The organism is Brachybacterium sp. p3-SID1565, assembly GCF_025143785.1.
Lineage (GTDB): Bacteria > Actinomycetota > Actinomycetes > Actinomycetales > Dermabacteraceae > Brachybacterium > Brachybacterium epidermidis.
This window is the reverse complement of record NZ_JAMBDS010000049.1, coordinates 1-22,896: the sequence shown is the minus strand read 5'-3', so window position 1 is coordinate 22,896 and position 22,896 is coordinate 1. Positions and strand designations below refer to the sequence as shown.

Annotated in this window: 23 protein-coding genes and 1 riboswitch; of the genes, 8 read left to right on the top strand and 15 right to left on the bottom strand. The window is 70.2% G+C overall.

The annotated features are described in order from the left end of the window. Positions 1–7 precede the first annotated feature (7 nt). The 4 genes from M4D54_RS11155 to M4D54_RS11140 all read right to left on the bottom strand — a co-directional run bounded on the left by M4D54_RS11155 (position 8) and on the right by M4D54_RS11140 (position 4,203). Entirely contained in the window at positions 8–604 is a 597-nt protein-coding gene (locus M4D54_RS11155; protein WP_259891484.1) for an ECF transporter S component, read from the bottom strand. Between the two features lie 51 nt (positions 605–655). After that, a riboswitch (TPP riboswitch) is annotated at positions 656–763 on the bottom strand. Between the two features lie 14 nt (positions 764–777). Next, positions 778–1,356, bottom strand: coding sequence for a hypothetical protein (locus tag M4D54_RS11150; RefSeq protein WP_259891483.1), 579 nt, complete (start codon positions 1,354–1,356; stop codon positions 778–780). A gap of 4 nt (positions 1,357–1,360) precedes the next feature. Then, entirely contained in the window at positions 1,361–3,373 is a 2,013-nt protein-coding gene (locus tag M4D54_RS11145; RefSeq protein ID WP_259891481.1) for a M13 family metallopeptidase, read from the bottom strand. A gap of 35 nt (positions 3,374–3,408) precedes the next feature. Continuing rightward, positions 3,409–4,203: a hypothetical protein gene (locus tag M4D54_RS11140; protein WP_259891479.1), complete on the bottom strand. Its 795-nt coding sequence runs from the start codon at positions 4,201–4,203 to the stop codon at positions 3,409–3,411. 160 nt (positions 4,204–4,363) lie between these two features. On the opposite strand from M4D54_RS11140, the gene M4D54_RS11135 reads away from it, so the two are divergent. Both M4D54_RS11135 and M4D54_RS11130 read left to right on the top strand, forming a co-directional pair. Beyond that, positions 4,364–5,473, top strand: a complete 1,110-nt coding sequence (locus M4D54_RS11135) for an ADP-ribosylglycohydrolase family protein (RefSeq protein ID WP_259891477.1) — start codon at positions 4,364–4,366, stop codon at positions 5,471–5,473. After that, positions 5,473–6,174, top strand: a complete 702-nt coding sequence (locus M4D54_RS11130; protein ID WP_259891475.1) for an endonuclease/exonuclease/phosphatase family protein — start codon at positions 5,473–5,475, stop codon at positions 6,172–6,174. Before M4D54_RS11135 ends, M4D54_RS11130 begins: the two co-directional genes overlap by 1 nt. A 46-nt stretch (positions 6,175–6,220) precedes the next feature. Here the strand turns inward: M4D54_RS11130 and M4D54_RS11125 are convergent, their stop codons facing one another. Together M4D54_RS11125 and M4D54_RS11120 are read right to left on the bottom strand one after the other, a co-directional pair. Then, positions 6,221–6,979, bottom strand: a complete 759-nt coding sequence (locus M4D54_RS11125; protein WP_259891474.1) for a PIG-L family deacetylase — start codon at positions 6,977–6,979, stop codon at positions 6,221–6,223. A 26-nt stretch (positions 6,980–7,005) separates the two neighbouring features. Next, positions 7,006–8,286, bottom strand: a complete 1,281-nt coding sequence (locus M4D54_RS11120) for a glycosyltransferase (protein WP_259891473.1) — start codon at positions 8,284–8,286, stop codon at positions 7,006–7,008. A 227-nt stretch (positions 8,287–8,513) separates the two neighbouring features. On the opposite strand from M4D54_RS11120, the gene M4D54_RS11115 reads away from it, so the two are divergent. The 4 genes from M4D54_RS11115 (at position 8,514) to M4D54_RS11100 (ending at position 11,101) form a co-directional block, all read left to right on the top strand. Beyond that, positions 8,514–9,113: a trans-aconitate 2-methyltransferase gene (locus M4D54_RS11115; RefSeq protein WP_259891472.1), complete on the top strand. Its 600-nt coding sequence runs from the start codon at positions 8,514–8,516 to the stop codon at positions 9,111–9,113. A 374-nt stretch (positions 9,114–9,487) separates the two neighbouring features. Further along, on the top strand, positions 9,488–9,709 hold the full coding sequence (locus M4D54_RS11110) for a hypothetical protein (RefSeq protein ID WP_259891470.1): 222 nt from the start codon (positions 9,488–9,490) through the stop codon (positions 9,707–9,709). Further along, entirely contained in the window at positions 9,706–10,569 is an 864-nt protein-coding gene (locus M4D54_RS11105) for a MerR family transcriptional regulator (protein WP_259891468.1), read from the top strand. The genes M4D54_RS11110 and M4D54_RS11105 overlap by 4 nt, the downstream gene beginning before the upstream one ends. Positions 10,570–10,681: 112 nt before the next feature. Beyond that, a complete protein-coding gene (locus tag M4D54_RS11100; protein ID WP_259891465.1) occupies positions 10,682–11,101 on the top strand; it encodes a VOC family protein in 420 nt (139 codons plus the stop codon). Positions 11,102–11,206: 105 nt separating this feature from the next. Here M4D54_RS11100 and M4D54_RS11095 read toward each other — a convergent pair whose 3' ends face one another. The 9 genes from M4D54_RS11095 to M4D54_RS11055 all read right to left on the bottom strand — a co-directional run bounded on the left by M4D54_RS11095 (position 11,207) and on the right by M4D54_RS11055 (position 20,090). After that, a complete protein-coding gene (locus tag M4D54_RS11095; protein ID WP_259891463.1) occupies positions 11,207–11,605 on the bottom strand; it encodes an SRPBCC family protein in 399 nt (132 codons plus the stop codon). Further along, positions 11,602–12,042, bottom strand: a complete 441-nt coding sequence (locus M4D54_RS11090; protein ID WP_259891461.1) for a hypothetical protein — start codon at positions 12,040–12,042, stop codon at positions 11,602–11,604. The genes M4D54_RS11095 and M4D54_RS11090 overlap by 4 nt, the downstream gene beginning before the upstream one ends. 84 nt (positions 12,043–12,126) lie before the next feature. Next, positions 12,127–13,953, bottom strand: a complete 1,827-nt coding sequence (locus M4D54_RS11085; protein ID WP_259891460.1) for an HNH endonuclease — start codon at positions 13,951–13,953, stop codon at positions 12,127–12,129. 351 nt (positions 13,954–14,304) lie between these two features. Further along, entirely contained in the window at positions 14,305–14,958 is a 654-nt protein-coding gene (locus M4D54_RS11080) for a PKD domain-containing protein (RefSeq protein ID WP_259891458.1), read from the bottom strand. 469 nt (positions 14,959–15,427) lie between these two features. Then, entirely contained in the window at positions 15,428–16,081 is a 654-nt protein-coding gene (locus tag M4D54_RS11075) for a DUF6318 family protein (protein WP_259891457.1), read from the bottom strand. Between the two features lie 131 nt (positions 16,082–16,212). Further along, entirely contained in the window at positions 16,213–17,055 is an 843-nt protein-coding gene (locus M4D54_RS11070; RefSeq protein WP_259891456.1) for a spermidine synthase, read from the bottom strand. 214 nt (positions 17,056–17,269) lie between these two features. Continuing rightward, the gene (locus M4D54_RS11065; protein ID WP_259891454.1) at positions 17,270–18,031 is read right to left on the bottom strand and encodes a hypothetical protein; all 762 of its coding nucleotides are present in this window, start codon (positions 18,029–18,031) and stop codon (positions 17,270–17,272) included. Between the two features lie 77 nt (positions 18,032–18,108). Next, positions 18,109–19,794: a hypothetical protein gene (locus M4D54_RS11060; protein WP_259891452.1), complete on the bottom strand. Its 1,686-nt coding sequence runs from the start codon at positions 19,792–19,794 to the stop codon at positions 18,109–18,111. Beyond that, entirely contained in the window at positions 19,791–20,090 is a 300-nt protein-coding gene (locus tag M4D54_RS11055; protein ID WP_259891451.1) for a hypothetical protein, read from the bottom strand. The genes M4D54_RS11060 and M4D54_RS11055 overlap by 4 nt, the downstream gene beginning before the upstream one ends. Before the next feature lie 160 nt (positions 20,091–20,250). Here M4D54_RS11055 and dnaK point away from each other — a divergent pair, with 160 nt between their 5' ends. Together dnaK and M4D54_RS11045 are read left to right on the top strand one after the other, a co-directional pair. Next, a complete protein-coding gene (gene dnaK, locus M4D54_RS11050) occupies positions 20,251–22,128 on the top strand; it encodes a molecular chaperone DnaK (protein ID WP_259792075.1) in 1,878 nt (625 codons plus the stop codon). After that, positions 22,128–22,856: a nucleotide exchange factor GrpE gene (locus tag M4D54_RS11045; RefSeq protein ID WP_259891449.1), complete on the top strand. Its 729-nt coding sequence runs from the start codon at positions 22,128–22,130 to the stop codon at positions 22,854–22,856. The genes dnaK and M4D54_RS11045 overlap by 1 nt, the downstream gene beginning before the upstream one ends. Positions 22,857–22,896: the final 40 nt, after the last annotated feature.

The following is a 22,896-nucleotide window of genomic DNA, read 5'->3' as shown; positions in this document are numbered from 1 at the left end:
CACGCGATCACGTCGAGGACACCGGCTGCCGGTCACGCCCGGCGGGCATCGCATCCAGCGCGCCGGTGGCGCCCAGCGCGCGGGTGGCGACCCAGCCCAGCAGGCCGCACAGCACCGCCCCGGAAAGCAGGAAGAACGCCAGCATCATGAAGGAGAACGACCAGCTCATCTCCATGTAGTAGGCGAACTTCTCGTAGCCCCACTCCAGCACGGCCGCGAGCACGCCGCCCAGGATGGCGACGGGCAGGGTGAAGCGGCGGTAGCGGGTCAGCAGGAAGGCGAGCTCCACGCCGCCGCCCTGCATCAGGCCGGAGATCGCGGTGCCCCAGCCCCACTGGCTGCCCAGCAGCATCGACAGCACTGCAGCGATCATCTCCGCCCCGAGGGCCGCACCGGGCTTGCGCACGATCAGAGCGGCCAGCATCGCTGGCAGGAACCAGATCCCGGCCAGCAGGCCCTCGGCGGGCTTGAAGGCCGTCGTCAGCGGCCCGATCAGGGTGTACAGCTGGCCGTACCCCAGGAACGCCACCCCGAAGGCGACCCCGATGACCACCGTGACCAGCAGGTCCACCGTGCGGTAGCGGGTGGTGTGTGAACGGTTCATCTCCACTCCTTCCATGGCTGGAAGGGGCGCGCGAGGACGGATCAGTCGTCCGGCGCGGAAATCCCGACTCCCTACGCCGGTATGAACCGGATCAGGTTCGAGGGTCTGCGCCCTGCGGCGCACTCTCAGCACCCCGTTGGTGCTCCCCTGTCAGCAGATGACCAGCGGACAGTCTAGCGTCTGGCGCGGATCGCCTGCTCCACGGCCTCGGCGGCGGCGATCGGATCGGTGGGGGAGAACAGGTAGTCGGACTCGCCGCGACCCACGATCTCCACCATGGTGCCGGCGCGGGTCACCAGGATCCGGCTGCGGCGCTGCACCTCGGCGGTGGTGAAGATCTTCCCGCGGCCCACCGGTCGCAGGTCCGCCGGGCGTGCGGCCATCACCCGGCCGCGCCGCCAGCCGTACCCGCCCACCGTCACGCCGATGGTGGAGGGCGGGATCTCCCGCAGCTGCACGGTGCGGAAGTCCTGCAGCGGCCACGGCGGCCGGGGCCAGAACCCGCCCAGGCTCACCGTCACCCCGTGCTCGTCCACGATGAACCGGGTCCACTGGCACATCCAGGTCCACAGCGCCAGGCCCGCGAACACGATCGCTGCGCTCACCAGCAGCACGGGGGCCAGGGGCTGGGGCCGGGTGGCCATCACCACCACCAGCACCGCCCCGGCCAGCAGCGTGACCGCGATCCTGGTCCAGCCTACAGAGCCGGGCCGGGTGGTGCCCACGTAGAACGGGGCGTCAGGCCTGGCCATCAGCTCACCAGATCGTCACGCGCTGCTCGGGCGCGCGGTACATCGCATCGCCCTCGCGCACGTCGAAGGCCTCGTAGAAGTCATCCATGTGGCCGGCCGTGATGTTGCAGCGGAACTCCGCGGGGGAGTGCGGGTCCACCGCGAGGCGACGGATCGCCTCCTGCAGACGGTTCTTGCCCCGCCACACGGTGGCCCAGGACAGGAACACCCGCTGGATCCCGGTCCAGCCGTCCAGCACAGGTGCTTCGCCACCGTCCTTGGCGACGCGGGCGCGGTATGCCTTCAGCGCGATGCCCAGACCGCCCAGGTCGCCGATGTTCTCACCGATGGTGAGGGCACCGTTGACGGTGTGCTGGTCGTCCAGCTCACGGGGGGACAGCTCGGAGAACTGCGAGATCAGCACGGTGGTGCGGTCCTCGAAGGCGGCGCGGTCCTCCGCGGTCCACCATGAGGCGAGGTTGCCGTCGCCGTCGTACTTGGAGCCCTGATCATCGAAGCCGTGGCCGATCTCGTGGCCGATCACCGCGCCGATGCCGCCGAAGTTCACGGCGTCGTCGGCCTCGGCATCGAAGAACGGCGGCTGCAGGATCGCGGCCGGGAACACGATCTCGTTGCGGCCGGGGTTGTAGTAGGCGTTGACCGTCTGCGGGGTCATGTGCCACTCGTCCTCGTCGATCGGACCGCCCACCTTGGCGTACTCGAAGGCGGCGTCGAAGCGGCGGGAGGCGCGCACGGTCGCCACCAGGTCCCCCTCGGTGATCTCCAGGCCCTCGTAGGAGCGCCAGGTGTCCGGGTAGCCGATCTTCGGGGTGAACTTCCCAAGCTTCACCAGGGCCTTCTCGCGGGTGGCCGGGGACATCCACTCCAGGGTGGAGATCGACTCGCGGTAGGCCTCCAGCAGGGAGTCCACCAGCTCGTTCATGCGCTCCTTGTGGGAGGGCGGGAAGTGGCGGGCCACGTACTCCTTGCCCACCGAGAAGCCCACCGTGCCCTCCACGAAGGCCACGCCCCGCTTCCAGCGCTCACGCAGCTCCTCCGCGCCGCTAAGGACGCGGCCGGTGAAGTCGAAGTCCTCGTCGACGAAGGCGGAGGCCAGGTACGGGGCGTACGCGCTGACCGCACGCACCGCGAGCCAGGCCCGCAGCACCGCGAGATCCTCACCGGCCAGCAGCTCGGCGGCGGCCTGCACGAACTCGGGCTGGCTGACCGAGACCACGTCGAAGGCGTCGGCCGGGGCCCCGGTGCCCTCGAGGTAGGCGTCCCAGGGGAAGGCGGGGGCCAGCTCGCGGCGCTGCTCGGCATCCATGGGATTGTTCGACTTCTCGCGGTCGCGCACCCGCACCACGTCCACGTGGCAGGCCGCCAGGCGGGTCTCGAAGTCCAGCACGATCCGGGCCAGCTCGGCGGCATCGCCCGAGGGCAGCCCCTCGCGGCCCGGCAGGCCCGCCAGCTCCGCCAGCGCCGACAGGTGCTCGACGTAGGCGGCGCGCACGTCGGCGTAGCGGTCCTCGCGGTAGTAGGACTCGTCCGGCAGGCCAAGCCCGCCCTGGTGCAGCTTCACCTGGTAGCGGGTGGAGTCGCGGTCGTCGGTCCACACGTAGGCCAGCAGCGCGCTGGTGCCCGAGTCCGGGGCGGCCATGGTGCGCACCACCTGCTCGAGGTCAGCAGACGAGGTGATCTGCTCCAGCAGGCCCTCCAGCGGGGCCGCTCCGGCCTGATCGATGGCCACGGTGTCCATGAACATCCGGTACAGCGCGCCGATGCGGCCGTGCTCGCTGTCGGCGGCGGCGTCCTCATCGGCCGCGGCCTCCTCGATGATCTCCCGCACGCGCTCCTCGGACAGGTCCCGCAGGGCGTGGAAGGCGCCGTCGCTGGAGCGATCCGCCGGGATCACGTGGGACTTCAGCCAGGCCCCGTTGACGTGGCCGAACAGGTCGTCCTGGATGCGGATGCCCTCATCGACGTGAGCGAGGTCCAGGCCGGAGGGCAGGGAATGCTCGGGGGCGGCAGAGGTCATATCGGATGTCTCCTCGAGGATCGGATGAGGGAGCTTCACAGCGTGGTCAGGCCCAGGACCGCCAGGCCCAGGGTGAGCAGGCCGATGATGAAGGGCGCGTAGGCCCAGGGGGAGCGCAGGCGCTCGGCGGGGGTGCGGCGCTGCAGCACCAGGGTGGCCAGGCCCGAGCCGATGGACAGCACGGCCGTGCCCACCACCATCACCGGAGCCAGGATCACCAGGACGGTCGCACCGAGCTGGAACAGCACCGTGCCCAGCACGTCCAGCAGGCGCATGAGCACCGTCGAGCGAGGCGTGACGCGCTCGCTCAGCAAGGTGGCCACGGCCTGCTTCGACCACTCCGAGGGCCGGGAGATGCGCAAGCGGGTGGAGACCGTCTGTGCGGTGGCCAGTGCCAGCCACACCAGTGCCGCGCCTGCCCCCAGCCACACGCCCAGCTCGGATCGGGCGTCGTCCGGCCACAGCAGCAGCGCCAGCAGCACGGCGGCCACGCGAAGGGCCTCGTCGGCGGCGGAGCGCACCGCCATCAGCCCGGGGTTCACCGCCAGGCGCGGCTTGGTGCGGGCCACGAACAGGCTGGTGACCACAAGCACCAGCAGCTGCGCGGCACCGAGCGCGAGACCGAGCGCCAGCACCAGGATGCTGGAGGGGGCCAGCGGCAGGATCGCTAGCAGCAGCACCAGCCCGAGCGCGGGCAGCACCAGCGCCAGGACTGACAGCCCGCGCACGAGATCGCGCACCACGTCGGCCCCGGTGGGAGGATGGTCGTGGCCGGTGTGGTCGTGCGGGTCTGCACAGCCGTGATCGGCCGCCTGCGGGGTCGCGGTCATGGAGCTCCTTCGGGTCCCCACCAGGGTAGCCGTCCGGAGGGTCCGCGACCGGAGCCCGACGTGTCACCATGGCGACATGTCACGATGACGGTGACGATCCGCGGATCCGCGGATCGGCGCGCACAGGGATCACACGGATCCACACAGATCGGAGAGCACGATGGCACCAGGGGCGGGGCTCGACGCCGCGCAGCGCTCCCGCGCCATCGGCTCCGTGGTGGCCGCCGCCACCGGTGACGCGCTCGGCGCCCCCTACGAGTTCCTCGCCCCCATCCCGGACTCCGAGGACGTGGAGATGCTGGGCGGCGGCGTGCTGGGCTGGCAGGAGGGCGAATGGACCGACGACACCGCGATGGCGATCGTGGTGCTCGAGGCGGCCGCCGCCATCTCGGGTCTGCACGACCTGCGCCTGGAGGCCGCCCAGGACCAGATCGCCCGCGAGTGGTACTCGTGGTCGCTGGGCACCCCGGACATCGGGGGCCTGACCTCCACGGTGGTGCGACGCGCCGTGGACCGCGCCCTGGCCGACGGCCACTTCGCGCCGCGTGCGGCGGACTTCCGGGCCGCCGCCCTCAGCGCCCACGAGGAACTGCCCCGCATCGCCGGCAACGGCTCTCTGATGCGCACCCACGCCGCCGTGATGCCGTACCTGCTGCACTCCGAGGACGACGCCGCCGCGGGGATCGACGCCGTGTGCCGTCTCACCCACGTGCACCCCGATGTCACCGAGGCCTGCATGCTGTGGGGCCTCGCGGTGCGGCACGCCGTGCTCACCGGGGAGATCGACGTGCGGGTGGGCCTGGGCCGGCTCAGCGCGGAGCGCGCCGCCCTGTGGCGCACCCGGATCGAGGAGGCCGAGGCCGCCAACCCCGCCACCTTCCGCCGCAACGGCTGGGTGGTGGGTGCCTTCCAGGCCTCGTGGTCGGCGATCTCGGCCACCCTGCCGCTGCCGGGTGGGAAGTTCGCCCGGCGCGAGGCGCTGGTGCAGAGCCTCGAGAGCGCCGTGCGCGCCGGCTACGACACCGATACGGTCGCCTGCATCACCGGTGCACTGATGGGCGCGGCCGTCGGCGCCAAGGCGGTGCCGCCGGAATGGCGCCGGCAGCTGTTCGGCTGGCCCGGCTACGAGGTGGACGAACTCATCGCCCTGGTGGAGCGGGTGATCCCCGCGGAGCATGCGATCCCTGCGGAGCATGCGATCCCTGCGGAGCACGCGAGTCCCGGGCAGCACGTGACCCCGCCCGAGCGCCCGACGGAAAGGACCCCCTGATGGACCTGCGGATCTGCTCCTGGAACCTGTGGAAGCTGCGCGGCGACCTGCCCGCCCTCATCGAGGCCACCCGCGACCTCGCCCCGGACGTGCTGCTGGTGCAGGAGGCGCCGCGCTTCGTGCTGCCCACCACGCGCCTGCGCTGGTTCGCCCGCCAGGTGGGGATGGAGATCCTAGTGGGCGGCCTGGGTGGGAGGGGCCTGGCGATCCTGGCCACCGAGGACGTGGCCTCCCGCGTGATCCGCCGCGGCGCCCACCCCGTCGCCCAGCAGCTCAGCGACCTGAACTCCACCTACCCCCGCGGCGTGGCCGCGGCACGCATCTCGGTGCCGGGCGGGGGAGCGGTGGTGGTCTCCTCGATCCACTTCGCCCTGCAGCAGGACAACCGCATGAGCCACGCCGAGCACGTGAAGGCCCTGGTCAGCTCCGCCGGTGCCCCCGTCATCGTCGGCGGGGACCTGAATGAGACGGCCGATGGGCCCGCCCGCCGACTGCTGGATGCCCTGGTGCAGGACCCTGCCGGCACCGACCAGCACACCTTCCCCGCGTCTGGCCCGAAGCGCCGGATCGACGCGATCCTGGTGAGCGAGGGGGTGCGGGTGCGGGACGCCCGCGCGGTGCGCGCCACCGACTCGGTCGACGAGGCCCGCCTGGCCGGTGCCTCCGACCACCTGCCCACGATCGTGGACGTCAGTCTCTGAGACCGAGACGAGCGCGCGGGGCGGGCGCCGTCTACCGGGGTCGCGCTCAGCCCCGCAGCCCCGACCGCATCTCGATCACGTCGTCCTGCCCGCCGACATGGCGGATCAGCACCCTCTCGCCGTCGCGTCCGCGCACCGTCAGCTGGGTGCGGTAGCAGCGCAGGGCGGCCTCCACCTGATCGGCGCATCCCGGCAGCTCCCGCCACACGAAGTCCGGATCCTCCGGCTCGCTCGCGAACTGGAGGAACGGTGTGCGGGTGCGTTCGGCGGCCGCGGCGGTGACGTGATGGGCGTGCACGTGGTCCGGGTGCCCGTAGCTGCCGGCGTCGTCGTAGCCCAGCAGCACATCGGGTCGCAGCTGCTCGATCAGGGCCACCAGATCCCCGGTGGCCTCGTGAAGAGGACGCTTCGTGAAGCTCTCCGGGCCGGCGGTCTCCGCAGGGCCTGCCAGCCCCTCCCGGATCCAGCGCATGCCCGAGTCGCGGTACACGCGCGGCGACCCGCCCCCGGCGAGGGCCGGCGGCGTGCCCAGCATGTGCCTGGACTCGATGCCCAGCTGCGCGCACGCCCCGTCGATCTCCTGGGCCCGGATCTGATCCAGCGGTCGGCCATCGCCCTCAGGGATGCTGCCCGGTACCACCTCGCCCTCCTCCCCGCGGGTGGCGGTCACCAGCACCACCCGGGCTCCGGAACGGGCAAGGGTGGCCAGCAGGGCCCCGGTGGCCAGGGACTCGTCGTCAGGGTGAGCGTGGACGGCCAGCACGATGCGGGCCTGCTCCAGCAGGGACCAGGGATCGGTGCTCACAGCATCTCCTCGGGTTTCGGATGTGTTCAGGCGGGGGCGCCACCGGGGCGCACCAGGCAGGCGTACTGCGCGGCGAGAACCTGCGCACTGGCCTCCCAGGTGCGGGACTCGGCGAACCGCCGCGCCTCCCGGGCTGCTGTCTCGTGGGCCTGTCGGTCCGACAGCAGGGACTGCACGGCCTCGGCCCAGACGTCGGGGTCGCGACTGGGCAGCACGATCCCGGCCGGGGCGACGGCCTCCCGCACCCCGCCGGCCCCGGACCAGGCCGCGACTGGAGTGCCGCTGGCCTGCGCCTCGAGCGCCACCAGGCCGAAGGTCTCGGACCAGCTGGTCAGCAGCAGCAGATCGGCCTCGCGCATCAAGCGGGCCAGGTCCTCGCGGCTGCGGGGCCCGACGAACTCCACCCTGTGCGCGACCCCCAGCTCGTCGGCAGTGCTCTGCAGCTCGCCCAGGTAGTGGCGGAAGTCCTCGGAGACCCCGCCCGTGAGGATCAGGCGTGCTTCCAGGGCGGGATCCAGGCGGGCCAGCACCTCGATGGCCAGGTCGGGGGCCTTCAGCGGCTGCAGGCGGGCGGCGAACAGCAGGGTGCGCGGGGTCCCGGGAGAGCGATCACCGGGGTGCGCGGTACCCGTGCCGGGCGCACGGACGGAACCTGGCGAGCCGGGATGGAAGCCCACCACATCGACACCGGGGCGCACCACCGTGAGGCGCTCACCGGGCACGCCGTACCGCTCGGCGACCGTGCGGGCATCCGCCTCGGAGACCGCCACCACCAGGTCCGAGCGCTGCGCCGCCAGGCGCTCCCCGGGGATGCGGCCGGAGGACTCGGCCGGCTCCCCGGCGTCAAGCTGCGCCGAGTCCTCGGGCGCGGCCACGGAGTGGAAGGACTGCAGGTGGGGGATCCCGAGCTCCCGGGCGAGAGGCAGGGCGGCCACGCCGCTGAACCAGTGGTGGGAATGGATCAGGTCCCAGGGAGCGTCGTCGGCGTCGGCCCGGTTCTCGCTCATGGCCCGGCGCAGCTGCGTGCGGAACGGATCGATCGCCTGCTCCATGGCGCTCTTGGCCAGCGGGGCCGGCGGCCCGGCGTCCAGGTGGTGCACCCGCACGCCTTCGGCCGCCTCGATGACGGCCGGTGCGCGGGGGTCCGAGCGACGGGTGAACACGTCCACCCGGTGGCCGGCCCGGGCCAGGGCGCGCGACTGCTCAAGGATCACCACGTTCATGCCCCCGGCATCATCACCTCCGGGCTCGGCGAGCGGGGAGGTGTGCAAGGACACCGCGGCGATGCGCAGTGGGGCGTCGGGCATGGGGATCATCCTAAGGAGCGGTGCTCCCTGCGACACCCGCCGTGCGTCGTCGGCGCCGGTGTCGGCGAAGGTGTCGGCGCCGGCGTGGGCGCCCGGTGTCGGCGTGGGCGCCCGGTGTCGGCGTGAGCCGCCCATCCCACGGAGTCATGTTCGCCGGTGACGAAACATGACGCGTCCTGGGTCACGTGAAGTTGAAACATGCACGGCCATCCGTCAGCGTGAGAGACATGGAAACGGCCGAGAAGGTTGATTGGGCGACCTTGAACGCCCATGCGGCAGGGCGCCCTGCGCGCCGCCTGGTGTCCAAGGCGATCGCCGCGGCCGGTGGCGACCGCGCAGCCGGCGTGGTGCTGGACCTGGGGGCCGGCGCGGGAGCCGACTCCCTCCAGTTCGCCCGCCGCGGCTGGACCGTGCACGCTTATGACGCCGATGACACCATCGCATCACGCCTGGTGGAGAACGAGCGGATGACCGGATCCGTGAACTTCCACCACACCGACATCACCGACGTGGAGGAGTTCCCCAGCGCACAGATCGTGTACTCCACGTACACGCTGGGCCTGCTGGGGGCTGACGGCCTGGCCACCACGTGGCCCAAGCTCGTCGATGCGCTGCCTCGCGGGGGCGTGATCGCGGTGGACTTCTTCGGGGTGAACGACTCCTGGGCGGAACGCCCCGACATCGCCACCCTCACCCTCGAGGAGATCGACGCGAAGTTCCGCGGCTTTCAGGTGATCGACCGCTCGGTCCGGGATGAGGACGGGCGGTTCCTCGCCGACAAGAAGCACTGGCACGTGATCACCACCCTGGCCCGCAAGCTCCGCTGAGAGCCGGGCCGCCTCCGCGGGGCCCAGCTCAGGCGGCCTGCTCCCCGGGCACCAGCGTTCCCAGCCCCGCCACCGCACGGTCGCGCGGCGTGGCCCGAGGGTCGACCATCGCCAGGTGGAGCATCGACGCCTAACCCAGCCGCGATGCCTGCCCCGGCAGTGCGCGACGCAGCACGCAGGTGCGCAGCGCCGCCGCCAACGTCGGGCGATGCGCGGATCGCCGCCGCCAACGTCGGGCGATGCGCGGATCGCCGCCGCCAACGGTCGCCGGTGTGCGCGGCCAGCGGCGTGATGCCGAACAGCCAGCGGCCGCCCCAGCTCTCGGAGACCTCCAGCGGTGCCTCCGGGGTCGTGCCCCGCAGGACCATCACCCCATGGCTGCGAGCCGCGCCGCCCTCGCCGATGAGTTCGACGTCGCGCCCGCCGGCCAGGGCGATGGCGGTGGTAAGGCCGGTCGCGCCGGCGCCGAGGATGCGTACGGTGAGCTGGCGCTTCATGGTGGGAATCCCTCCGATGGGGCGTGGTGGCACGGTGCCGGTGAGGCGGGCACGGCGCTTGACCCTGACGTGACGTCAGGCAGGAAGGTGGGGCCATGACCGAGAAGCAGCAGCCGCTCACCGTGGGCCGTGTGGCCCAGCTGGTGGGCGTCAGCGTGCGCACCCTCCACCACTGGGACTCGATCGCCTTGGTGCGACCGAGCGCGCGCAGCTGGTCGGACTACCGGCTGTACGACGCGGAGGACATCGCACGCATCCACCGGGTGCTGGTGTACCGCGAGATCGGTCTGCCGCTCGCCGAGATCGCCAGGATCCTCGATGATCTCGAGGTGGATCCCCGCGAGCACCTGCATCGCCAGCGGTCGCTCCTGGCGGAGCGCATCGGCCGGCTCCAGAAGGCGGCCCGCGCCGTCGACGAGATGATCGAGAGGACCACCCCCATGAACGACACCCCGAACAGTGCCGGCCCGAACAGCGGTGACCCGCGGACCCCGGCCGAGGACCGGAGCATCACCCTGAGCCCACAGGAGCAGAGCCGGATCTTCGGCACCGACTGGGATCCGGCCTGGCAGGACGAGGCACGTGAGCGGTGGGGCGATACCGAGCAGTGGCAACAGTCCGTGCAGCGCACGCGAGGCTTCACCGCCGCGGACTGGACGCGCGTGGCTGAGGAGACCGCCGCGCTGGAGACCGAGCTCGCCGAGGCGATGAACCGTGGCGTGGAGCCCGGGAGCGAGGAGGCGAACGCGCTCGCAGAGCGACACCGTGCCTCGATCTCGCAGCACTACGACTGCACCGCATCGATGCATGTGGTGCTGGGCCGCATGTACACCGAGGACGAGCGCTTCACGGCGCACTACGACCGCAGGTCCGAGGGGCTCGCTGCGTGGCTGCGCGAGGTGATCGAGGCTGCGGCCCGAGCACACGGCGTGGATCCAGAGACCGCGGGCTGGGAGTGACCCCAGCAGGACTGCTCGACGCCCGGTGACCCTCGCGTCACCGGGCGTCGATGCATAGTGTGGACATCGCACCGCCGCCCACCCCCGGGCCGCCCCGACGGAGGGACTCGCCATGAAGCTGCGCTGGTACACCCTGGTCATCGACTGCCTCGACATCCACGCCCAGGCCCGCTGGTGGGCGCAGGTGCTCGACGGCGAGATCGTCTTTGAGGACGACGAAGAAGTGTGCGTGATTCCTGGCGGCCTGCCCGATGGGTACGACGTCGAGGCGCCGATCCCGGCCGAGAGGTGGCACCGGCAGTCCCCGGGCCTGGTGTTCGTGCCCGTTCCCGAGGGCAAGCAGGTCAAGAACCGCCTGCACATCGATCTGGCGGCGCATGTGGACGACGACCGCGAGGCGCAGATCCAGCGACTGCTGGACCTGGGGGCGACCCGGGTCGACGTGGGACAGGACGACGAGCAGGTCACCTGGACGGTGCTCGCCGACCCGGAGGGCAACGAGTTCTGCGTGCTGTCCTCGCGGGATCGGTAGCGAGGCGAGAGAACCGCGAGAGACCCCGCGCGAAGGCGAGAGGAAGGCTAGAGGCCAATCGGCGAGAGGGGGCCGAGAGGCCAACCGGGAGAGAGCGGCGAGAGGTCAGGCCTGCTCGAGGATCTGTTTGAGCTCCGCGAGATCCTCCGCGACAGCCTCTGCATCCGCTGCGAACTCCTCGTCGGCCATGGTTCCGCGGCGCAGCGTGAAGACGACCTCGCTGCGCTGCTCGTCGAGGGGGATCACGCGCATGGGATTGAGCGTGGACTCGCCGGAGGGCAGGGTCACTGAATGATCGAGGACGCCGTAGGGGTTCTCCGGGACGAAGCTGATGAGGACCCGGCCCATGGGGGTGTTCATGGACCAATGCTCGACCTCGTGCTGCACATCCGTACCGCCCAGACCGGAGGCCCAGCGCGGCAGGTTCTTCGGGTCGCGTGCGAAGTCGTAGACCTCGTTGGCGGGACGGTCGATGATCGCGGTGACATGTCGGGTCTCGCTCATGCGGTGACCGTAGCAGGTGCCAGTGACGGGTGGCCGTGGGGCCGACCGAGGATTCGTCGATCCGCAGCGAGCTCGTCGAGTGCGCGCAGGACGGCCCTGACGATGCCCGTCGCCGTGCGGGAGTCGGTGATCCTCACACGGCCGGGCAGGTGGGAGCCGCAGGGCGCGACCACGACCCAGCGCGGATCGCCGCGCCGCCGCATGCGGCCGATCTCGATGGTGCCGCCGCCGGGAAGCCCGATCGTCAGCGCGCCGCTGGGGCCTTCGTGGACCCGGTGGGCGAGTGCGGGGCGAGCGTTGATCAGCAGCCGGCGGATGGCGTCGCGCTGCGCCGTGAGCGTTGAGCAGTCATGCAGATCGGTCGTCGGGCCATGCAGATCGGTCGCCGGGCCATGCAGATCGGTTGTCGGGCCATGCAGGTGGGTCGTGGGGGACATCGCTCCTCCTGGGGGTCGGTGCACTGCTGACCTTGCGTTGGCGACGCTACGGACGGGATGTGACGAACGAAGCGGACGCACGGATCAGCCGCCGTCGGCAGGTTCCTCTGCGCCGGTCGCCTGGTCGCCCGCACTATTGCCGATGTCGCGCTCGCCCGGCACCGGATCCGGCTGGTGGCCTGGCGCATCTGCCACCCTCAGGACTGGGCCGTCGGACGGCTCGGGTGGACGTGGGGATTCCGAGTGCGGGGTGGGGGAGCTGCCCCGTGCCCCGTGGGGGCTGCGCCAGCTGATGTGCGGTGGCGAGCCCGGCGGACTGGAGGTGAGATCCCAGGTGCCGTGCTCCTTGAGGTAGTTGCATCGCGCGCACAGCCCCTGGCCGTTGTCGTAGCTGGTGGGCCCGCCCGCGGCGGCCGGAATGATGTGGTCGAGGTGGCGGATGCGGGCGTTGCACCACGGGGTGCGACAGGTCTCGTCGCGCCAGCGGATCATCCGCTTCAGGCCGACAGGGAATGCCCGGGCGGTGGATTCCATGGCGACCAGCTCCCCGGTGGAGGGATGGGTGTAAAGGCGGCGGAACACGCTGCTCACGTCGATGTCCGGGTGCTCCGGGACGGGGGAGGAGTTCTCCAGGTCGTCCAGATCTCCCCAGCTCTCCTCTCCTGGCGGAGCGGTGGTGACGGGAGTGTGGTCGTCAGGGCCGGGGCCGGAACGGGCGCCGGGACCGTCGTCGGAACCGCCGCCGGGGTAGGGGCCGTCGTCGGTGCTGCTCTGCCTTGGGCGGATGGTGCCCGGTGGCGACCCGTTGATCGTGTCGAGGAGGATGTGGGCGGGTACCGGGCCGTAGCCCTCGATACGCGCGACCTCGGTTTCGTCCTCGCCGCAGAGCAGGGCACGGTCCGTGATCACGATGCCCACGTCGAGCCGGATCCGAGAGGTGCTTGTCTGGGCGCCGGAGGACTGATTGCGGGGTGATACCCCGGCTGACGTGAGTTGTTCGGTGCCGTCGGATGCCTCCTGGCGCGTGAGCGGGGCGCCGAGGAGGCTGGAGACCAGGTGGTCTGCCTGCAGTGCCTGGTGGGGGACGCGCCTGCCGGCGTTCCGCTGAGATTCAGCTGACGTGGTCAGAACCTTCATCACGGCTGCGGCATCAAGCGCTCGCAGAGTCGCGCTGATGCGTGCCATGCCGTCGGCCAGGGGGTGCATCGTGACGTTCCGTGCGCGGGCTGCGCGCTCCGCGCGGGCGCGGGATGCGGAGGGATCCGCCTTCTGAGCGAGCTCGCGCACGAGCTGGGATGCCCTCCGTGTCCCCAAGCCGTCCAGACGGTGGTGGTTCTCGGCAATCCAGCCGTCCACCTCGGTGCAGGTGGCTGGGGCGGCACCGTCCAGGGTGCGTGAGATGGACTGGGCGGTCTGCTCGGTGATGCGGCCCGTCGCGAGATGGTCGAGGGTAGCCGGCATGTGCGTGACGAGACGGCGGGCAGAGCTCAGCGACAGCGACGAGGCATGCGGAGAGACGCGGCGAGCCATCGCCAGTTCGCTCGAGGTGCCGTGGCCCTGGTTCTTCTCCGGCACGTTGCGGGCGGCATCTGCGGCGCGGATCCGCTGCTCAGCAGTGACCTGCCAGATGGCATCCATGGCCGCGAGGCTGGAGCGGATCTGCTCGATGCCCGCCACCACCGCCAGCGCCTCCTCGGCAGAATCCGCTGTGGTGCGCACGACCGGATCCACCACTGCGTGGGTGCTCGTGAATGCGACGAGCGCATGGGAGAGGATCTGTGCGAGAACGTCGCGAGCCGCTCCACCCGCCGGAATGGCGACCGCGTGCTCCACGGCCCTTGTGAGCGCATCACGAATCACCGGCTCGGGGCCGGGATTCGATTCGCCCTGGGGCGTGCGCGAGGTATCCATGGCATCCATTCAAGGCATCCGCACTGACAAACGAAGCGCATCTGACGGTGGGGATTCGAAAACTGCTGGTCATGCCATGAAAATCCGCCCTGTGGATAACATGCGGATGGGGAGGAACTTCAATGCTCCATCCACATTGTGGTTGGGATTGTGGATGATCTGCCATTGTGGAGGAACCTCCAGAAGTGTGCGGGGACAGTTCGTCCGTGGCACCGACGACAACGGCGTCCCGTCGTTTCTTAGGCCGATCCCTCACCCCGCTCCCCGGTGTGCGGCCTTCTATGCGAGTGGACCCGTTTCCGGATGTCCGGTAACGGGTCCACTGCACTTCGACTGCTGCTGGAAGGTCGATCAGATCTCACGGTGGGTGGCTTCGGGGTCGCGTGGGCCCTCTGTCTCGGGGCTGCGCGCGGGGATCCAGGGATCTGTGTCCTCATCGACGGGGACGTCGCTGTTGACGAGCCGTGACTCGAGGGATTTTGAGAAGATCTCGACGGGATCGGAGGCGATCTCGATGGTGCCGTCGATGTCCTGCCATTCGCCGCCGTCGACGGAGAACTGGCCTGCGAACGTGGTGGTGAGGGTGATGTCGTACCAGCCCTCGTGGGAGTAAGTAGCGGTGACCTGCTCCGAGGGGAAGGGCTCGCCCGGCTTGGTGGTGGTGATGGTGTTCCCGTCTCCGAGGTCCCAGTGGTACTCGATCGGTACGGCGCGCACCTGGACGGGCACGCCGAGCAGTTCGGTGTCGAGGGTCTGTGCTTCGGGGTTCGTGTGCAGGACATTGACCATGTTCACTGGCAGCCACCCCTCCTCCGGCCCGGCGTTGGCGGCCAGGGGCTGCACGGGGAGTTCGGCGAAGTCGCGCTGGGTCACTGTGATCACTACCGGCTCGCCCGCAGGTGAGAGAGCGTTGGCAGGGGTTGGGGTGCTCGGGGTGACGCAGGAGTAGCCGTTCCTGGTATCGGTCCCGGTGCGGAGATTGCGGGTGATGGATTCGACAGTCACCTGGTCGGCGCTAGCACTCTGGTCGGGCCTGGCGCGTGCGATGACCTCGCCGCCAATAATCGTGTAGTCCGGGGCAGCTGCGCAGGTGCCCCGGGCAGCGACACAGTTCTGATTGCCGTTGACGTAATCACCGCAGGTGTATTCGCCATGGGCGGCCGCTGGACGACTGAAGGTGAACTCCTTGAGGGCCTGGGCGGGGGTTCCAACTGCATGTTGCCCTGTTTGTTGTGAGCCGCTTGGGCTACTTTTGTCGCGACGTCGTCCTCCGTGGGACTGCTGATCCAGAGTGGACCAGTCCATTACAAACTCTTTGTCGCTTGCGTGCGCGTTTGGGTCGGGCTTATGTGATTCTTTCGGCTCGCGAGGTGGGTCGTCCCCGCGGGCGGGCGTGAAGGCTAACGTGAACGCCATCAATGCGATAATGATTGCAAGTGCTAGATGAAACCTGAAGGAAGTGGGGCGAGGCCTCTTAGTTATATGCTGAAACATCAAGTTGCATTCCCTCCACGACCCAATGATCCTTGTCCCAGTTTAATCCTCCGATTGCGGTCATTTTGGTCTCCTTTGGGTCTTGCGAGCCGGACGCAGCAGTTTCTGCAACGATGAACCCGTACCCAACCTCAATGGCATAATTCTCCGATTCCTGACTCTCGATCAAAGTGTCATGAATGCTTTGCGAGGGCCAAAGTTCATCTTTGCCTTCCATGGTTGAGATCTGTTCGTCCAACTCTTGGCACTGTTCGCAGGTGGGTGAATGTAGGTGCGTGAGGGGGGCTGGGTCTCCGCTGGTGTGGGCCCAGTACACGACCGCGATGTAATACCGGAACGCCTGCTCCGCACCCTCCGGGGTGTTCTGGTCCATGCCGGGGTAGTCGGCGGGGTCGGGTGCGGGGATGTCAGGGGCGGCTGCGGTCGCGTCGCCGCCCCCGTCGCTCGCCTCGTTGCGATCGCCATCGGTCGAACCGCCGCCGTCGCTGGGGGCGTCCCCGCCGCCGTCGCTGCCGCCCACGGAGACGCTAGGCGGCGGTGTGGTCACGGTGCCGTTCTCACCGTCATCACCGCACGCCGCGAGGCCGAACGTGAGGGCTGCTGCGGCTGCTGAGGCCAGGATCCGACGATGCATGAGGAGCCTTCCGGGAGAACTGCTGTCACCCGGCACAGTAACGACGGCCCCACCGCGCAGCCACCCCTCCCGCGAATTGTGGACAGCGCGACCGGCCGACGGGGAGCCGAGCCGACGACAGGCGAGAGCCCTCACGCTTCGCCCAAGACCCGCTCTACGAAGTCGGCGGTCTCCATCGGATCCAGCACCACTGCGGGGTGCGGGCCCGCGGCATTCCATGCGGAGCGCCAGTCCTCCGCCTTCGACGACGACATGGCCCCACCCGCCACCAGCACGAGGTTCCCCTCCCGCAGGTGAGTGACCAGTCCCGAGTCGGCCAGCAGCCACACTCCGGACAGGCCGTGCTCGGCCGCGGCGTGCTCCAGTTCGCGCGCCTGACCGGCGGCGAAGCACAGGCCCGCGTCGTCGCCGACGTTCACCACCAGCAGTCCGTCGCGCTCCAGGTGAGGAAGAGCCTCCGTGTAGAAGTCCCGCGTGGCCAGGTGCGCCGGTGACTCCTCGCCGGAGAACACGTCCAGCACGATCGCATCGAACCGCGCCTGCGCCATCTCGGCGAGAGACTCGCGCGCATCGCCGATCACCACGTCCAGCTGCGTGCCCGCTGGTAGTGGCAGGGCGCCTGTGACCAGCGTGGGAAGCTCCCGCTCGATCTCCACCACCGTCTGCGGCGATCCGGGACGAGTCGCCTGTACGTACCGGGGCAGGGTCAGAGCTCCGGCGCCCAGGTGCAGGACTCGGACCGGCTCCCCGACGGGCCGGAACGCATCCAGGACGTTCGCGATGCGCCTGAGGTACTCATGCACCACCCGCGTGGGATCGGCGAGGTCGACATGGGACTGGTCGATGCCGCCGATCTGCAGCACCCAGCCCTCGTCCACCTCGTCGGCCACGATCCAGGCCTCCTGGCCGGAATGGCTGAGCCGGGCCGAGCGGCGGGCGGAGAAGGGGGCATCAGGAGCGTTCACACGCCCCATTGTCGCGCGGCCCGATCAGGCGCCGGTCGGCGCGGCCCGATCAAGCTCGCCGGTCGGAGCGGCCCGATCGAGCGCACTGGCCGCCGATCGAGCGTGCTGGCCGCCGATCGAGCGCATCGGCGGGGGCGCTGCCGGATGCTTCACCGCCGGCGAGTGGCTCCTGGAAGGCAGCGACTCGCTCCACTCGGTACGGCGCTCCTGATCGACGGTCCCCTCAGTTCTCCTGCTGGATGATCGCGATCTTCTGCCACACCTTGCGGGCCATGTCCGAGGTGAGGGTCTCGATGCCCTCGACAGCATCCAGCACGTCCCCGTCGGTGGTGTCCTCGGCGAACAGGGCGGCGCTCTTGCCCACCAGGGACAGCATCTCGGTGCAGAAGCCCAGGTAGCGGGTGAGCTCGGCGCGGCTCATGCCCAGGCCGCCGTCCTCGCGGGAGGAGCGCTCCAGGCGCTCGGGCACCTTGGTGAGCTGGTGCATGTCGATCACGTGAGCGAGGGAGCGCAGCCGGTGCAGGATCCGCAGCACCCGCGCGCGCTCCATCCGCTCGGGCACCGTGAACAGGAAGAACACGGCGATCCCGCCGAACACCAGATCGTTGATGATGGTCTCGATCAGGGGCAGCAGATCCACCGGGGCCAGGGCTCCCGGCGTCTCGGCCACGTCGATCGCGGCCAGCGTCACCGCACCGCCCAGGGACGCCACCACCACGATCATCGCGATGCGGGACAGCAGCCTCGCCAGCCGCACCCGACGACGGCTGGTGCCCGAGCCCGCGTTGACCTCGTCCACCAGCGCCACCACCTCCCCGCACACCTCCCACAGTCCGCGGTCGGGGAAGCGGGAGGCGATCCGACGCTGCAGCACCTCGGCGGAGCGGCGCACCGCACCGCCGTCCAGGTGCTGGTAGCGACTGGAGTCGGGCGGGCCGTCGTCGTGATCGTCGGGCCGAGGCGGGACTGTGTCGAGTCGAGGCACCTGGGGAGCCTATACGGCAGATGCCGTGCCCGGTGACGGGTGCGGGGGCGGGCCGCTCATGACTCCCTCTCAGGTGCTCACTGGTAGGAGACCATGACCGGGGTCGGCTCGACCTTGAAGGTCTGCTCGGCATCCAGCATCGGGATGTCCTCATCGTAGAAGTTCTTCCACGCCAGGTGGATCCCCTCGGGCAGATCCTGCTTGAGCGCCTCCCAGGTGGCGGTCTTCGACCCCTGATCGCCCTGCCCGTCCGCGTGCAGGATGATCGCCAGTTCGTCGAAGGAGGTGTCCAGGTCCTGCCGGTTGCGGATCATGGAATGGCGGAACTGGTGCAGCACCAGGATCTTCTGCGGCAGGTCGTTGCTGCGGGTCAGGTCGGCCAGCCACGCGGAGACCTCGTTGATCTCCGCGGCCTCCACGGAGCCGATCTGCTTCAGGTGCACCTGATCGGGCTTGAGCCGCCACTCCGGGTCCAGGGCCAGGCCCACGTGGGGCTCCAGCAGCAGCTCCTCGTACAGCTTGGCCTGCTCCAGGAAGTGGGTGCGGCCCGGCTGCAGGTCCAGCAGGGCGAACATGCCGTTCTCCGCGGCGGCATCCACGTAGGGACGCAGATGGTCGATGGTGGAGACGTTGGAGTACTGGCCGTCGCGTCCGGCGCTCGAGGAGGCGATGGTGGCGATGATCTCGAAGGACGGCACCACTACGTCCTCGGTCAGCTCGCGGTAGGGGGCGGCGTGCTCCTCGGCGCGCGTCACCGACTCCTCGGGTCCCTGCTCGCCGAGCACTCCGAGCACCGGGGACCCCGGGTGCCCGTACAGGGCGATGATCCGCTTGCCGGGCAGCACCAGCTGGCCGCCCCCCGGCACCTGCGGCTGGGTGCGCGCCATCTCCACGCGCTCGGCGAACTGCTCGCCGAACTCCGGGCCCAGGGCGAGCACCGGGCCACCGGCTGCGGTGACCGCCTCCACCGACTCCGCCGAGACGCGCGGGTCAGGGTGCGGCAGCTCGGTCACCGTCGCGCCGGCCGCCAGTGCCGCGGCCAGGGCGCCGACGGGCACCTCGGCCCCGGCGGCCGCGAGCGCCACCGGGGCGGAGTCTCCGGCGGGGGGCTCGACATCGGGCAACCTCCGCTCGCCGTCGAGCTCCTGGCCGGGCAGTGGGTCCTCGCCGATGGTCAGCAGCACGCCGGCCCCGGGCTCGAGGCCGCGCAGCTCAGCGGGAAGGTCCTCGGCCGCAATCGGCCGACGCTCGGTGAAGTCGTGACGAGTCGACTCCGACAGCTTGTCGGGGTCGCTGCTGCCGCGCACCACGTCCACGCCGTCCAGCTCGATCTCCCCGAAGGCCAGGGCTGCCTCGGCGGCGAGGGAGGCCAGGGTCTCGGCGACGGCGGAGGCGTCCCCCACCAGCAGCGGCACGCCCATGGCGATCGCGGCGGAGGCGGCCGGGGCGAGCACAGAGGCGTCCTCGTTCGCGGCGACCACGGCCACGGGGGAGGAGGTGAAGGAGGCAGCGGTCACCGCATTGGCGTCAGGGGCAAGCACCCCCGCCGTCTCGGCGGAGCGCTGGACGGCGTCGGGGTCGCTCTCCTGGCCGCCGTCGCCGGCCGAGCTCTCGGAATCACCATCGCACGCGGCGAGCACGCCACCGGCCAGGGGCAGAGCGATCGCGGACTGCAGCAGGCGACGACGCGGCAGGGTGCGGCGCGGGACGGGACCGGGGGAGTCGGGTCGGGCGGACTGCAGGCGGCGGATCGAAGGGTTCACGCCTTCCATGATCCATGAGATCGGCGAGCTGGTGCGGGGCCGCGCCGGGAGGACACCGACCGGTCGGGCCCCGGCGTGTCCCAATGCACGCGGCCCGGTGCGAGGTGGTGGTGGATGGAGCCGTGAACGGCGAGCAACAGCCCGCCCGCGGGCGCAGGCTCTTCGACCGCGAGATCGCGGCCCGCGCCGAGGAGCTGGCCCAGCTTAAGCGCAGCGCCTGGCGGATCGAGGCGGGCCTGATCGGCGACGACGGACGTGTCCGTGATCACGCCCTGCATACGGGAATAGGTGCCCATGCGCGGAGGTTGAGCCATGTGTACTCAAGTTCAGTGCGTCGCAGATTGACAAGGAACGGCTCGCGATCTCTACTTGAGTCGCTATCACTCAGTCTCCCCGCCGATCCCGGCGGATGCATGAACCACACGCGACCAGAAGGTCGCAGGAAGGCAGGCACACATGTCCCGTGTCGTCGGTATCGACCTCGGAACCACGAACTCCTGCGTCGCCGTCCTCGAGGGCGGCCAGCCCACCGTCATCGCCAACGCCGAGGGCGCCCGCACCACCCCGTCGGTGGTCGCGTTCTCCAAGCAGGGCGAGGTCCTCGTGGGTGAGGTGGCCAAGCGCCAGGCCGTCACCAACGTCGACCGCACCATCTCCTCCGTCAAGCGTCACATGGGCACCGACTGGACCGCCCAGATCGACGACAAGGCCTACACCCCGCAGGAGATCTCCGCCCGCATCCTGGGCAAGCTGAAGAAGGACGCCGAGAGCTACCTCGGCGAGACCGTCACCGACGCCGTGATCACGGTCCCCGCCTACTTCAGCGACTCCGAGCGCCAGGCCACCAAGGACGCCGGCACCATCGCCGGCCTCAACGTGCTGCGCATCATCAACGAGCCCACCGCCGCGGCCCTCGCCTACGGCCTGGAGAAGGGCAAGGACGATGAGCAGATCCTGGTGTTCGACCTCGGCGGCGGCACCTTCGACGTCTCCCTGCTCGAGGTGAGCAAGGACGAGGACGGCTCCACCATCCAGGTCCAGGCCACCGCGGGCGACAACCGCCTGGGTGGCGACGACTGGGACCAGAAGATCGTGGACTGGCTGATCTCCCAGGTCAAGAACAAGGACGGCGTGGACCTCTCCAAGGACCGCATCGCCCTGCAGCGCCTCAAGGAGGCCGCCGAGCAGGCCAAGAAGGAGCTCAGCTCCTCCACCTCCGCCTCGATCTCGCTGCAGTACCTGTCGATGACCGAGAACGGCCCGCTGCACCTGGACGAGAAGCTCACCCGCGCCCAGTTCGAGGACATGACCTCGGATCTGCTCGAGCGCACCAAGGCCCCGTTCCACCAGGTGATCAAGGACGCCGGGATCTCCCTGTCTGAGATCGACCACGTGGTGATGGTGGGCGGCTCCACCCGCATGCCGGCCGTCACCGAGGTCGTCAAGGAGCTCACCGGCGGCAAGGAGCCCAACAAGGGCGTCAACCCCGACGAGGTCGTGGCCGTGGGCGCTGCCCTGCAGGCCGCGGTGATCAAGGGCGAGCGCAAGGACGTCCTGCTCATGGACGTCACCCCGCTGTCCCTGGGCATCGAGACCAAGGGCGGTGTGATGACCAAGCTCATCGAGCGCAACGCGGCCATCCCCACCAAGACCTCCGAGGTGTTCTCCACCGCCGAGGACAACCAGCCCTCCGTCGCCATCCAGGTGTTCCAGGGCGAGCGCCAGTTCACCCGCGACAACAAGCTGCTCGGCACCTTCGAGCTGACCGGCATCGCCCCGGCCCCCCGCGGCATGCCCCAGATCGAGGTCACCTTCGACATCGACTCCAACGGCATCGTGCACGTGACCGCGAAGGACCGCGGCACCGGCAACGAGCAGTCCATCCAGATCACCGGCGGCTCGGCCCTGTCCGACGAGGACATCGACCGCATGGTGAAGGACGCCGAGGCCCACGCCGCCGAGGACGCCGAGCGTCGCAAGAACGCCGACGCCCGCAACACCCTCGAGCAGCTCGTCTACCAGGGCGAGAAGCTGATCAAGGACAACGGCGAGAAGATCTCCGACGCCGACCGCACCAAGGCCGAGGACTCCATCAAGGAGGCCAAGGACACCCTGGCCAAGGAGGACGCCTCCACCGAGGACCTCGAGGCCAAGCGGGACGCGCTGAACGAGGCCCTGCAGACCGTGGGCACCGCCATCTACTCGCAGCAGGAGGGCGCCCAGGGTGCCCCCGGCGCCGACGGCACCCCGGGCGAGCAGCCCGCCGGTGACGCCTCCTCCGACGAGGACGTGGTCGACGCCGAGATCGTGGACGAGGACGAGGAGAACAAGTGATGAACGAGGACCGGAGCACTCCCGACGACGCACAGCGCCCTGAGGGCGAGCCGAGGTTCTCGTTCACCGACAAGCGCAAGGTGGACCCGACGGACGGCAGCGTCCGCCCGTCGGGCCCCGCCCCCGCGCAGGACGGCTCGGCCGAGCAGGCCCCGCAGGGCGAGAGCCCGGCGGATGCCTCGGCAGCCCCCGTCGACCCGATCGACGCGGAGGCCGCGAAGCTCTACGAGCAGGCTGCCCAGGGCGAGCCGGAGCAGGGCGAGCAGCCCGCCGGCGCGTCCCCGGAGCAGGCCCGCATCAGCGAGCTCGAGCAGGAGGTCGACCGTCTGGGCGAGCAGCTCAAGCGGGACCAGGCCGAGTACGTCAACTCCCGTCGGCGCATCGAGGCCGCAGCCGAGACCGGCAAGGATGCGGCCGTGGGCCGCGTCCTGGCCTCGCTGATCGGCGTGCTGGACGACGTGGAGCTGGGGCGCCAGCACGGCGACATCGCCGAGGGCACCCCGTTCCACTCGATCACCCAGAAGCTCGAGGAGGTGCTGGCCGGCCACGGTCTGCACCGCTTCGGGGCGGTGGGGGAGACCTTCGACCCCACCCTGCACGAGGCACTCATGCACGAGCAGGACGACGAGGCCGACGAGGCCACGATCTCCCTGGTGGTGCAGCCCGGCTACCGCATGCACGAGCGCGTGCTGCGGCCGGCCCGCGTGGGGACCCGCGGACCCGCCTGATCCTCAGGCCCCGTAGGACCAGCAGTTCCAGCAGTGCCTT

Coding starts and splice junctions, on each gene's coding strand:
- M4D54_RS11155 (WP_259891484.1), bottom strand. CDS start 604: ATGAACCGTTCACACACCACCCGCTACCGCACGGTGGACCTGCTGGTC.
- M4D54_RS11150 (WP_259891483.1), bottom strand. CDS start 1,356: ATGGCCAGGCCTGACGCCCCGTTCTACGTGGGCACCACCCGGCCCGGC.
- M4D54_RS11145 (WP_259891481.1), bottom strand. CDS start 3,373: ATGACCTCTGCCGCCCCCGAGCATTCCCTGCCCTCCGGCCTGGACCTC.
- M4D54_RS11140 (WP_259891479.1), bottom strand. CDS start 4,203: ATGACCGCGACCCCGCAGGCGGCCGATCACGGCTGTGCAGACCCGCAC.
- M4D54_RS11135 (WP_259891477.1), top strand. CDS start 4,364: ATGGCACCAGGGGCGGGGCTCGACGCCGCGCAGCGCTCCCGCGCCATC.
- M4D54_RS11130 (WP_259891475.1), top strand. CDS start 5,473: ATGGACCTGCGGATCTGCTCCTGGAACCTGTGGAAGCTGCGCGGCGAC.
- M4D54_RS11120 (WP_259891473.1), bottom strand. CDS start 8,286: ATGCCCGACGCCCCACTGCGCATCGCCGCGGTGTCCTTGCACACCTCC.
- M4D54_RS11115 (WP_259891472.1), top strand. CDS start 8,514: ATGGAAACGGCCGAGAAGGTTGATTGGGCGACCTTGAACGCCCATGCG.
- M4D54_RS11110 (WP_259891470.1), top strand. CDS start 9,488: ATGGCTGCGAGCCGCGCCGCCCTCGCCGATGAGTTCGACGTCGCGCCC.
- M4D54_RS11105 (WP_259891468.1), top strand. CDS start 9,706: ATGACCGAGAAGCAGCAGCCGCTCACCGTGGGCCGTGTGGCCCAGCTG.
- M4D54_RS11100 (WP_259891465.1), top strand. CDS start 10,682: ATGAAGCTGCGCTGGTACACCCTGGTCATCGACTGCCTCGACATCCAC.
- M4D54_RS11095 (WP_259891463.1), bottom strand. CDS start 11,605: ATGAGCGAGACCCGACATGTCACCGCGATCATCGACCGTCCCGCCAAC.
- M4D54_RS11090 (WP_259891461.1), bottom strand. CDS start 12,042: ATGTCCCCCACGACCCACCTGCATGGCCCGACAACCGATCTGCATGGC.
- M4D54_RS11085 (WP_259891460.1), bottom strand. CDS start 13,953: ATGGATACCTCGCGCACGCCCCAGGGCGAATCGAATCCCGGCCCCGAG.
- M4D54_RS11075 (WP_259891457.1), bottom strand. CDS start 16,081: ATGCATCGTCGGATCCTGGCCTCAGCAGCCGCAGCAGCCCTCACGTTC.
- M4D54_RS11070 (WP_259891456.1), bottom strand. CDS start 17,055: ATGGGGCGTGTGAACGCTCCTGATGCCCCCTTCTCCGCCCGCCGCTCG.
- M4D54_RS11055 (WP_259891451.1), bottom strand. CDS start 20,090: ATGGGCACCTATTCCCGTATGCAGGGCGTGATCACGGACACGTCCGTC.
- dnaK (WP_259792075.1), top strand. CDS start 20,251: ATGTCCCGTGTCGTCGGTATCGACCTCGGAACCACGAACTCCTGCGTC.
- M4D54_RS11045 (WP_259891449.1), top strand. CDS start 22,128: ATGAACGAGGACCGGAGCACTCCCGACGACGCACAGCGCCCTGAGGGC.